The 12,172-nt window shown below is 28.8% G+C and carries 13 protein-coding genes; 1 reads left to right on the top strand and 12 read right to left on the bottom strand.

Annotated features, from left to right (window positions below; translation table 11 throughout):
• Positions 1-10: 10 nt before the first annotated feature.
• From KGF41_RS12955 to KGF41_RS12930, 6 genes are all read right to left on the bottom strand, one after another.
• Positions 11-463 (bottom strand): EutP/PduV family microcompartment system protein, encoded by a 453-nt coding sequence (locus KGF41_RS12955; RefSeq protein WP_227828730.1) that lies wholly within the window; start codon positions 461-463, stop codon positions 11-13.
• Between the two features lies 1 nt (position 464).
• Complete coding sequence (gene eutS / locus KGF41_RS12950) at positions 465-815, bottom strand: ethanolamine utilization microcompartment protein EutS (protein WP_227828731.1); 351 nt, start codon at positions 813-815, stop codon at positions 465-467.
• 27 nt (positions 816-842) lie between these two features.
• The gene (locus tag KGF41_RS12945) at positions 843-1,973 is read right to left on the bottom strand and encodes a 1-propanol dehydrogenase PduQ (RefSeq protein ID WP_227854785.1); all 1,131 of its coding nucleotides are present in this window, start codon (positions 1,971-1,973) and stop codon (positions 843-845) included.
• 158 nt (positions 1,974-2,131) lie between these two features.
• Entirely contained in the window at positions 2,132-3,091 is a 960-nt protein-coding gene (speB, locus tag KGF41_RS12940) for an agmatinase (RefSeq protein WP_227828733.1), read from the bottom strand.
• 52 nt (positions 3,092-3,143) lie between these two features.
• Positions 3,144-4,352: an ethanolamine utilization protein EutH gene (locus KGF41_RS12935; RefSeq protein ID WP_227856721.1), complete on the bottom strand. Its 1,209-nt coding sequence runs from the start codon at positions 4,350-4,352 to the stop codon at positions 3,144-3,146.
• 85 nt (positions 4,353-4,437) lie between these two features.
• A complete protein-coding gene (locus tag KGF41_RS12930; RefSeq protein ID WP_227839196.1) occupies positions 4,438-5,445 on the bottom strand; it encodes a choline/ethanolamine kinase family protein in 1,008 nt (335 codons plus the stop codon).
• 432 nt (positions 5,446-5,877) lie between these two features.
• Between KGF41_RS12930 and KGF41_RS12925 the strand changes: the two genes are divergently transcribed.
• Positions 5,878-6,201, top strand: a complete 324-nt coding sequence (locus tag KGF41_RS12925) for a hypothetical protein (RefSeq protein WP_227828736.1) — start codon at positions 5,878-5,880, stop codon at positions 6,199-6,201.
• A gap of 109 nt (positions 6,202-6,310) precedes the next feature.
• Here KGF41_RS12925 and KGF41_RS12920 read toward each other — a convergent pair whose 3' ends face one another.
• From KGF41_RS12920 to KGF41_RS12895, 6 genes are all read right to left on the bottom strand, one after another.
• Complete coding sequence (locus tag KGF41_RS12920) at positions 6,311-6,616, bottom strand: hypothetical protein (RefSeq protein WP_227828737.1); 306 nt, start codon at positions 6,614-6,616, stop codon at positions 6,311-6,313.
• Between the two features lie 306 nt (positions 6,617-6,922).
• On the bottom strand, positions 6,923-8,005 hold the full coding sequence (locus KGF41_RS12915) for an Rpn family recombination-promoting nuclease/putative transposase (protein ID WP_227856720.1): 1,083 nt from the start codon (positions 8,003-8,005) through the stop codon (positions 6,923-6,925).
• A gap of 353 nt (positions 8,006-8,358) precedes the next feature.
• The gene (locus KGF41_RS12910) at positions 8,359-8,964 is read right to left on the bottom strand and encodes a hypothetical protein (RefSeq protein WP_227828739.1); all 606 of its coding nucleotides are present in this window, start codon (positions 8,962-8,964) and stop codon (positions 8,359-8,361) included.
• Between the two features lie 488 nt (positions 8,965-9,452).
• Positions 9,453-10,061: a class I SAM-dependent methyltransferase gene (locus KGF41_RS12905; protein ID WP_227828740.1), complete on the bottom strand. Its 609-nt coding sequence runs from the start codon at positions 10,059-10,061 to the stop codon at positions 9,453-9,455.
• Between the two features lie 424 nt (positions 10,062-10,485).
• Positions 10,486-11,268, bottom strand: coding sequence for a helix-turn-helix domain-containing protein (locus KGF41_RS12900; protein ID WP_227842718.1), 783 nt, complete (start codon positions 11,266-11,268; stop codon positions 10,486-10,488).
• Between the two features lie 247 nt (positions 11,269-11,515).
• Positions 11,516-11,971, bottom strand: coding sequence for a GNAT family N-acetyltransferase (locus tag KGF41_RS12895; protein WP_227828742.1), 456 nt, complete (start codon positions 11,969-11,971; stop codon positions 11,516-11,518).
• Positions 11,972-12,172: the final 201 nt, after the last annotated feature.

Raw genomic sequence — 12,172 nt, 5'->3', positions numbered from 1 at the left:
CTATAGACTATCAATATTTTTCTTCCAATGACCTTATCTCATTTAAATATTCAAATAACTCATCTATACCTACATCATCTATTGTGTCTACTTTAAATATTTTATTGACTCCTGCTAAAGTTAATCTTTCTATTCCTAAATCTATTTGATTTTTATCTAATTTATTTATCTTAGTCATAATGCCTATAGTTTCTTTACAAAATATACTTGCAAAGCCTGGTGCCATATAATTTTCTTCTTGAGTTGCATCATAAACTATAGCCACTACTTTAGCATCTACAGCTGTAGTTATTAAAGCGTTATACAATGCTCTATTTTCCATATATTCACCTGGGGTATCTATTGCATTTTTATAAATTTCTATTGACTGTGTTTTCTTATATCGAATCTCTAGTTCATCTAGTTTTTGGCAAAGAGTAGTCTTTCCACTACTTGTTTTTCCCATAAAAATTATATTTTTCATTTTATGTCCTCGTTATCTTAGTTGATGAAAAATTCAACATCTCACCTAACACTTCTAATACTTCATTTAATGCAGATTCTACAGAACTTACATCTCCAGATATTACTAAAGACCCACTAAATCTATCTATAAATCCAAGCGATATATCTGATGATTTTGTTGCCACATCTGCTGCTATTATTGAAGCTTCACTCGGCGTTATTGTAAGAATACCGATTGCATCTTTTCTATCTAGTATTAATCCTAACTTTTTGTATATATCCTCATTTGGATTAGCTATTATATGAGCAAGTGTTACTTGCTTTCCTGGAACATATTCTTGTATAATTCTTTGTTTAGTTTCTTCGCTCAATTTTGCCCCCTAATTTTTATTACATTTTTACTTGATTTTATTTAGTATTTCTATTATGTCTTCTTCTATGGGAACTTTAGGATTTGCATTAGTGCATCCATCTTGAATAGCCAAAACTGCTATTTCACTCTGTAAATTACTTAATTCTTCCAAACTTACATTGCATTCTCTCAATTTAATTGGCATGTTTAATTCTTTTTGTAGCTTTTTTATTTCATTAACTAAACTCTTCACACCACTTCTTGTATTTGAAGTACTAAGACCTATTAACTTTGATATTTGTGCATATTTTTTTGCTGATAATGAGTAGTCTGTATTTGAATATCCTGTGATATTAGCATTGTATTCTATTACATGTGGCAATAATATTGCATTTGCTCTTCCATGTGGTATATGAAACTTTCCACCTAGAACATGTGCTATGGAGTGATTTATTCCTAATGATGCTTGATTAAATGCCATTCCTGCTAGACAAGATGCATTATGCATTTTTTCTCTAGCCTCTAAATCATTTCCATCCTTATATGCTTTCAATAAATATTCAAATACTAGTTTTATTGCCTTTTCAGCAAGTGCATCAGAAAAATCATTAGCATTTACTGATACATATGCTTCTAATGCATGTGTCAAAACATCCATTCCAGTATCTGCTGTTATAAAATCTGGTACTGTTTTAACCAACTCTGGGTCTAGTATCGCTATATCTGGAATTAATTCATCTGACACTAGAGGATACTTTGCACCTTTTTGCTTATCTGTTATTACAGAAAATGATGTTACTTCTGAGCCAGTTCCACTTGTTGTTGGTATAGCAATAAATTCGATTTCATTAGTTCTTAAAATTTGCTTTGAAAAGTCCTTTATAGCTTTAGCTGCATCTATTGCAGAACCTCCACCTAAAGCTATTACTGTATCTGGCTTTATATTTTTTAATACTTCGATGCCTTGTACTACTGTATCTATAGGTGGGTCTGGTACTATATCACTAAATACTTCATATGTACTGTGTTTTAAATTCACCAAGATTTTATCTATAGTTTTTGATTTAACCATAAAAGGGTCTGTTATAACCAATACTTTTTTATCTTTTATCTCTTGTAAGTATTCTAAAGAACCTACTCCAAATTTTACTTTGGTTTTTATTTCAAAATTATTCAATCTAATCTCCTCTTTTATAAAAACTTATTTAAAATTAAACAATTGTTAAGCAAAAGCCCCACAGAACAACCTATGGAGCTTTTATTAAGCTTTCAATATTTCGTTATGACATTATTTTAGTAAATATTGGATTTTAGTAAAGTCAAGAATCTTGTATATTAATACTTTATGTTATGCTTTTTCTTATAAGCTATATGAGATATAAATTCATACATTATACCCGCAGCTGTAAGTGAAGTAACATTTCCAGCATCATATTGTGGCGCAACTTCAACAAGGTCATAGCCTACTATATTTAAATCCTTTAATCCTCTTATTATTTCTAATGTTTGGGCAGATGAGAATCCACCTATAACAGGAGTTCCTGTCCCTGGTGCATATGCTGGGTCAACAAAATCTATATCAAATGTAAGGAATGCTTTTGAATCACCAACACGTTGTTTAATTCTTTCTATTATTTCTTCTGTAGTCATCTTATGACATTCAACAGCTTTTAAAACTTCATATCCTAAATCAGTTGAATGATACTTATCTTCTTCACCATAATAACCTTCTCTTATTCCAACTTGAATTGATTTAGATGTATCAACAAGGTTTTCTTTAGCAGCATGGTAGAAAGGTGTTCCATGACTATAAGGCTTTCCAAAATATTCTGCTATTGTGTCATAATGAGAGTCAAAGTGTATTAAAGCAACTGGTCCATGAACCTTATGACAAGCTCTTAATTCTGGTAATGTTACACTATGGTCTCCTCCCATAGCTATTGGAATTACACCATTTTCAAAGATAGGTAACATACCCTCTGTAATTACATCAAATGTATCTTCTACATATCCTGGCACAGAGCCTAAATCACCATAGTCTACCCCAGAACAATAGTCAAATATACCAACATCAAGAACTGGATTATATGGTTTACAACCTAGAACTGACATTTCTCTTATTGATGATGGACCAAATCTAGCACCAACTCTAAATGTAGCACATGAATCAAATGGTATACCAAGAACAGCAAAATCTACATCGTCTGTTGTAACTACATTTTGTAATCTCATGAATGTTTTAATTCCTGCAAATCTAGGTGATTTTAAAGAATTTATTGTTTTATATTTAATCATAACTACTCTCCCCAATTTTTATTATTTTTGTTATTTTTTTATCAAATTTATTTTAAGCTTCAGATACACCATCTTCTTTTTCCATCTTAAGAACGTATGGAACTGCAATTAATTTTGCAAATATTATACCTATTATTCCACCTACGATTTGACCAACAAGTATTGCAATAACCAAGTTTGGTTGAAAATTGACATTGAAAGCTATAAAATCTCCTAAAGAATATCCTGCACAAACTAAAAATGACATAGATATTACTTTACTTGTCGGTTTCATATCTTTAACTAGTCCAAAAATTGCGATACCATTTGCCATACATGCAACTAATCCAGCACTACCTGCGCTATCTAGTCCAGCTATTGAACCAAGTTTTTCCAGTGGCTTTTTAAAATACTTACGTATAAGGTAAACCATTGGAAATGCTCCACAAAGCATCATTGCAATACTCCCTAGAAGCTCAATAGACCTAAACATTTCTTTCTCATCTGCAAACATTGGGTCAAATCCCCAACTCCCAAATACTTTAGTGAAAATACCTGTATAGTGTTCAACAATAGATGATACTACGACTATTATTAATATGCTTGTAAGACCTTTTCCAAAATACATGAATCCTTTTATCATTCCATTAGGGAACAACTTTAACCCTAATGCAAGCAACACACACACCACAACAATAGGAATTAGATTTTGGAAAATCATTAGCATACTTAAATTTAATGTATAGTTAGAACTTCCTACTGTAGAAAGTGTCGTACGTATCGTAGGATTTGTAAGTAATGCAACCATATATGACGTGAATACTCCAAAAGGTACTGATAAAAATCCAGACATAGCTCCTAAAGCTAAGTACTTGTAATCTTTTTTATCTAAAATTGAAAGTCCTATTGGAATATTAAATGCCACTGTAGATGCACACATAAATCCAACTGCTAATACTATCACTAATATTTCACTCGTTTTCCCAATCTCTATAGCTAAAGCATATGAACCGCAATCTGGTGGCATAATCATAGATGCTGCTACCACTGGGTCTGCGCCAAACATACTAAACAACTTTCCAAATATTTTCTCTACCCCGACTTTTAGATACGGAACAGATACCATAAGACCTACTATTGGTATAAACATCGTTGCCATAGTATGTAAGCCTTCATCAAAAGATTTAGCTAGCTCTGATTCTTCTTTGAAAATCTTTGCTAATCCTCCAGCTACACAACAAGCCATGATGATATACAGTACTGAGTCTCCTAATAATTCCATACAGTATACCCCCTATGTACTAAAAACATTAATCAGCTCTTTATTACTTAATTTTTATTATATTTCTTATGCTAATAAATACTTCTTATAGTGCCTCTACAGATTCTGTAAAGTTAGGGTCATTTATTATATCTAAGTAATGGTCAAAGTTTTCATCCTTCATAAATTCTATACAATCAGCTGCACGAGTTCTTCCATATTCCCAATAGAAGTCATGGTCTTTACCATATGTTATTTGAACTAATGACCATAAAGACCAATGTGCATTAACTAAAAACTTACTTGTAAGTAATCTTGCTCTTTGCTCTTCTGTTGGTTCTCCACCAAAGTATGTTCTTACATAAAGCTCTTCTTTATCTTTTGGAAGAGGATTTTCTACGCACACACATGCCATATCGTAAAATCTATCATTTGTTCCACCGTATTCCCAGTCTATTACACGCATAACTTTTCCATCATACATAAAGTTTTCTGCTAGTGTATCATTGTGACAAGGAACTAATTTTTGTGGGTTATTTTGATAAGCAATTTCTATTATATCTACTTTTTCTGTTATACTATCCCATCCATCGTATCTCTTATCAAATCCATTTTCTTTAAGTATTTGTAAGTACTCTTTCATCTTAGCTATTGGGTTAAATACACTTTTAAACTCCATTCCACTATCGTGGTATTTTCTCATAATTTCTGCTGATTTCATAACTACATCTGAATTATTTATAAAATCCTCTGCATGCATTGTATCTGATTTTATAAATTCACAAAGTTGTGAACCTGTTTTTGGGTCATAGTAATATATTTCTGGAGCTATTCCAAGACATGACATTAAAGAAGCATTGTGCTTTTCTGCTGGACGATTTATATATCCTGCTGTCCCTACTCCTGCCACACGCATTGCTATTTGAGTGCCATCTTCAATCTCAAGCTTAAAGTTTTTATTTGTAAGCCCGCCTGGCATTATTTCTATTTTGCTAAGTTCTTGGCTAAATGCTGTTTTTGTTAAATTAATTAACCTAAGGAAATCTTGAATTTCATACGGTTGTATTACCTCTCCAAATACTGACATATTTTCTCTTATACTTTCATTTTTCATAATAATTTCTCCTTTGTATGATTTGTTTTTGATTAAAACTTTTTCTATTAAAAACCATTTCCCTTTGATTAGAATTCTATATCTTTGTGCAACACAAAGGTCAACACTATTTTTGTTTAATTTTTTGTTATAATGAATTTTTTTATATATTCTTTGGGTTTTATCTCTATTTGTGCAAATAAAAAAGGGGTTATCTCAAAATGGATTTTGAAAGTTTTGTAAAAAATAATGATTTTGGAATTAGAATAGCAGAAGGTCTATGAGCATCTAAATAAATAAAAGAAAATTCAAAATCTAAAATAAGAAAAGATATTGTAAAATATATTATATAATTTCGAATTTTCATATAAATAAATAGAATATAGAATAATGTAATATATTTATGTCATATTCCTTATGATAAAATTGAACTATGTTAAGGGGGAATTTAATATGCCATTTACTGAAATATGTGTTTATCAAGTCAAGCCACAAAAGGTGGACGAGTTTGAAACGCTTATGCTTGAAGTTAAGAGTTTTTTAGAAAAGCAAGAGGGGTTACTTTTACTTCGATTTACCAAAAGAGAGTATCACATAGACTTAGAACAAATTAAAGAGGGGCTTCCTCCTCCCAAACTTACTCGCATTGTAAAAAGCGTTAAGTATATGCTTTATTGGGAGTTTGACACGAAAGAAAATTATGGAATTGCACAAAAAAACCTTTATGATAGTTATTGGAAATCTATCGAAAAGTGCTTAATAGTGCCACATGACTAAAAAAAGAAACCACATTCTGTTTTGTATAGAATATAGTTTCTTGAATTTTAAATAATTAAAAGCAATCTTTTATTTTTTGAATTTTCTAATTTTATAGTAGACAACTTTATTAATTAACTCTTAAATTTTTATCTTCTCTACAAAACTTTTTTCTTATTAAGAAATATGCAGAGATTACAACAAGTTCTATCGCTAAAAATATACCATAAGTAGCTATAGAATCTATACTGTCTATACCATTTCTAAAGAAAATTAATGCTACTCCTGCTACTATAATTCCTATAGCATTTTTACCTATAGCATTCTGACCAAAACCATAAAAAGAAGGGAAATTTCCTTTTATCTCAACAACTGTCAAAATCAATCCAATTACTATAAATAATGCTCCTACAACTTCCATAATCATACTAGCCATTTTACACCCTCCTCATTAGAGAATTAACCACTACTATAAAAATATCTTGCTTTTATAATTACATTATATATTCAATTGAACATTTTTGGAAGCATTATTCAAAAATAATTTTTCATTCTATTTAAATTTATTTTTCATATTAAAATCATCCCAATTTTTATATAAATATTAATCTAACCTGTATAGTTTTATATATTAGAAGGCTTGTAAATAAATTTATTTTATAAAAATCTATTCACAACCTCTTATATACATTTATATATTATCAAGAAAATAACAGCTAAATAACCAATATTTTTTTAATTATTAATTTTGATTATAAATTTCTTCAATCTCATTCTTACTCAAATCAACTAGTTCATAAATTTCCTTTAGACTATGTCCTTTGTCTTTCAACCTTATGATAAATTTACGATTTATTTGTAAAGTTGTTTCATTTTTTCCTATTTCTATTCCCTCTCTTAAAACTTCTTCTCTAAAACTTCTACTTCTATCCATAATGTAAGCACCTCTTTTCAGATTTAATAAATATTCTTCATTACTACCTAATTCCTTTAACCTATCTAATGCCTTTTTAACAATAGTATCATTCTTAGCTATAACCCTGACATCCAAGTTAGAAGGATTATTGATAAGTTTTCCCCATAATATAATTCTATCTACTATGTTATCATGTCTATTAATCTTAGGAAGCTCTACAAAATACAGCACTGTTTTCTTTGAATAAATCTCTGGATGACCATCCATAGTTAATCTCATACAATTTACATAATCATCTATTTGCCTATATTTTACATGATTTAGTATATGTATTCCAATAGTTTTTCCAATATCTTTATATTTCTTGCCTTCTTCTAATTTCTTTCCATGTACAAGATTTAAGTAATACTCAGCTCTTTCTCCATAGTCATCTTCAAGGGCTCTTTGCATTTCAATATTTATATGATTCTTTTCTTCATCCTCGGCTAAAATGTCTAATCTAGGTCTTTTCTCGCCAATATAATTAATAGTTGGGTCAGTTTCAACTCTGATTATCTTCTTGATTTGTGTAAATGGCTTAATGTTTTTATTGGCATTTGGAGCATATTTTATAATATCATTTATGAAATTTGATAGTAAATCATAGTCATTATGTAAGGTAAATAGTGATTTAAATACTTCATCATATTCAGGTTTAGCATAACCATCTTCTGTTATAACTTGACCAATATTTTCATCTGTTAATATTTCTTTTGGAATTAGATTTCTAAGTTTGTCTAGCTCCTCATTAGAAAAAATATCTTTTTTTAATATATCATTTATTTTACTTGTCCATTCTCTATCTTTTTCTTCAACTATGCTTCTTCTATACTCTTTTGCAGTTTTTCCAATTTCTAAGCCATATTTCATCCCAACACCACTTTCTTTTATTATATCAATTATTTATTGAATAATCTTCAATTTCATATCCTTTCTTTCTGTTTTTTATATTACTTTAAAGTGTAATTGGAGGTTTTATTGGTTAAAATTAGCTTTATTTTTCTCTTATATTTATTATTGTCCAAACTTGTATTTTTTAAAATAAAATAGAGCATGTTATCCATGATTTTTAAGAATCACAAATAAAACACTCTATCAGTAACATTTTATATTAGAGCTTATTTATAATATATTACAATAAGATTATTCCTACTAAAAATCTTATTACTCATGATTGATTATTAGATATATTATATAAATATTTAAAGCAAATACGATTGATATTATTCTTTATTATACAATGTGCAACCCGTTTTCTTATTAAAAAGCTGAGCCCATTCTTCTGTACAGTAAAAAACAATACACTCCTGATAACCATCTCCCATGAAAAATAACTGTTTGATATTTTTTTCTTTTTCAAAAACTTCATTCATAAAATATAGCATTTTTTCATTAAACCAGTCATAATTAACTTCTACTTCACACATATACGGATTACTATTGTAGTAAAAACTTATTGTCTGCATGCCAGTTCCTTGATTGAAATCTACTTGGCTTGTGTCTTCTACAATTTGTGTGATTTCAAATTCATTGTTATTAATAGATAAAATTCCTTGCAAAAATATGGTATACATATCATGTCCTTCTACATCAAAACTGTATACTTGAGAAGATTTAGGTATCCATATCCCAGTATTGTAATCGTAAGAACCCCTGCCAAGAATGGTTAAAAGCATGGCTGTTTTATTCATTGAATCTAATACCTCTGATGGCATGATGTTCCAAGTATCTTCAAGATGTTTAATTGCTTCATCTGTAATGCCATGAATACCCAATTCTTTAAGAGTATTAGCTACTTCCTGAAAAGTCATTTGATTAGAATCTACCATAATATTTTCCTCCTTAGATAAGCTACTATTACCTTTTTAGTTATTATTTCAATCACTTAGCCAATAAAAAATATCGTGCATAATGTAATTATAATTTTATTTTCTATCAAATCTGATTGGTTTGCAAGCTAATAGTATCAAATCAAATTGGACAAAACAACTTTGTTATTTCTTTGAAGCAGATTTTTAAATATCTGAATAAAGTCAAGAAAATACTATCTTCACAGTTTTCCCTGTAATAAAATCTAGTTTTGTATCTATATACGTCCCTTTTTGAATGAATTTCATTCAATAGATAATTTAAAAAAATACTTGAGATTTAAAGAAGTTTTGAGTTAAAAATTTACAACAGGATAGAGTATTATATGTAATATTTTTTATGTTTATATTTCGCTTTCTCTTTATGTTTTTAGTTTTATTTTTTTGCTTTGTATTTTTATCTTTTTCTGCCTTTTTCTTTATTTTTATTTGTCTTTTTATATTAGTTTCTATTTTTTAGCAGTTACAATATATGAAGTATGATTCACTTTCTTCCATGTAATATTTCTAAAATCTACAGATAACAATTTACATATTTCTTTTTCTGAGTACATTTTTACATCTCCATCTTTGCTGTACTTTATGAAAACATTCATTATATGTCTAAATAAAAATGGTTGCCAACAGTCACAAATTATCAGGGTTCCTTTTGGCTTTAATACCCTACATACCTCTGACAATACCTTATCGGGTTTAGGATAATGATGAAAAGAATCATTACAATATACAACATCAAAAAATTCATTTTCAAATGGCAAATACTCTGAATCTCCTAAAACTAAGGTAGCATTCTCTTTTAGTTTATTTTTTGCTATATCTAGCATATTCTCAGAAATATCAATTCCATAAGCCTTTTTCCTACAATCTTCATTTAAAATAGCTTGTAATACTGCTCCTGTTCCACACCCTAAATCTAAAATAGTATCATATGAAATATCTGAAAGTGTTTTAAGTAAGACTGGATAAAGCTTTCTTGCATGTTGCCCCTTTATGTCTTGGTCATAGGTATCCGCTTGATTATTAAATGTTTTTCTTGATTTTTCTTTTATATCTGTCATATCTAAACTCCTCCTTTCTTATATTGTTCACAGTATATCACGGGTAGTTCTTTATGCCAATGAATGATATTCATTCACTTTAAATATTTAATATAACTATATTAAGTTCTCTATACTTATATTAATATTCAATTTATACTATGTGTATTATGATTAAGTTATATTACACATATTATGATTAAGTTCCATTATTCATATTATTCTTAAGTTATGCTATATATATTATATTTATTTAGTCAATTTGACCTTTTTATATTTTTTCTCTCTTCTAACTTTTATAAAACAATCATAAAATAAAGTATCATAATAATTACTCATACTTATCACGCATTTTTCTGTTTTATCTGTGACCTTTTATCTTGTCTCTGTAAATTTCACAATTAATATTTTGCCCTAACTAGTTCCTACCTTTAAAAATTTATTTTTAGAACCTATCAATTTTATTCTTTAATTGTCTCTTTACTTTAAAGATAAATCGGTCACAATACTGTTCGTTTTTTACCAACAGCTCATATGCATCCATAATCCCAATAGATTGTACGAAACCAAAAATACCAACTGCCAATCCCAAAAATACAAGTGAATGATATTCTGTCCATTCAATGTACCCTCTAGCTGTTACCGCAATAATAAGAATACCAACCACAAACAAAAATGTACTTGGAATAGCAACTAACTTGTATTTTTTCTTGATTGAAATATATTCCTTTGATAATTCTTTCAAAAACTCATAATCAAATAACAATGGCTCTTTTCTCAAGATTTCATAATCTTCTTGTTCTGTAAACATCCCAAGTATAACAACACCAATACCTAAAACAACACACACTGCTATTCCTAAAATATGCCAACTTGTATGAGTTGGAAGCATTACATAAGGAATACCTGCTAATGCCCAAAACAAAAAACATAAACCCAAATATTTACATTCTCTTTTCTCATTGATAAGATAACCTCTTGCCACTTCCTTGCTTACATAATATCCCTTTTCATTTGTTCCTTTTATTGATTTCTCATCTTTTAATAAAAAATCAATTGATACTTCAAAGATATTAGATAGTAGTAAAAGTTTTTCTGTTTCAGGAAATCCTTGATTGTTTTCCCACTTACTAACCGCCTGTCTTGTTGTTCCGATTTGTTCTGCAATTGCTTCCTGTGATAGCCCTTTTTCTTTTCTCAACTTAAATAATTTTTCACCAAAATTCATATATTATTACCTCCTGTGATTTGATATCCAAATATTATCAAACTATTATGTTAAATTCTATATTTTAAGAAATGCACATTGTCAACTTCAAGTTGCACTCATGTAATTTGTTGCTAAAACATGATTTTATAATAATTTTTGCTTCTCTTTTTGTATTATAGCATCAATGGAAATCTAAATCCTTTCCTTTCTATTTTGGAAGTAATATTTATCAAAATATGATTTTATTAAGTGTACAAACATTTGATTAACAATAGGCTTTTGATTTATGTTCTAAATACAGCATATCCACACATTGAGATTCCCCTTCAAAAATTGGCTCTGGATAATTATCTATAAAAAAGTTTTTAACCTTATGTGAATAAACAAATCCAAATTTCTCATAAAACGGGATTCCACTTTCAGCTGTACCCACAATCATTGATGGATACTTTTCACTATAAACATCTAAAATATGATTTATCACCTTTGATGCATAGCCCATATTTTGAAAATGTTCATATGTAGCAATATTTTTTAATTCACATGTTTCTTTAGAAATTTCATTTACAACTGCTATACAAGTGAGTTCATCATTATCATACAAAGCATACATAGTGCCTTCATCAAGATACTTATCAATCATTACCTCATATGGGTCAGCCACCAACAAAAGGTCAATATGACCTTTTTTATTTTTATCTATCGTTTTTATTTCTATCATATATATCTCCTCTTTTCAGCATATATTTCTTTTATGTTTTTGATACACATAACTAAATGATAATACAATTAGAACACTGAATGATTATTACTATCTAGTATTACTATCTGGTTTTATTGTATTTACTCCTTTTTAGTTTTTAATACTAAATTGATAATAGAATACATTTTTAGAAGAATCAAGAGTAATTACAACTTATAG

Source organism: Clostridioides sp. ZZV14-6150, from assembly GCF_020657875.1.
GTDB lineage: Bacteria > Bacillota > Clostridia > Peptostreptococcales > Peptostreptococcaceae > Clostridioides.
Note: the sequence above shows the minus strand (reverse complement) of the source record. Positions and strands in the feature narration are given on the sequence as shown.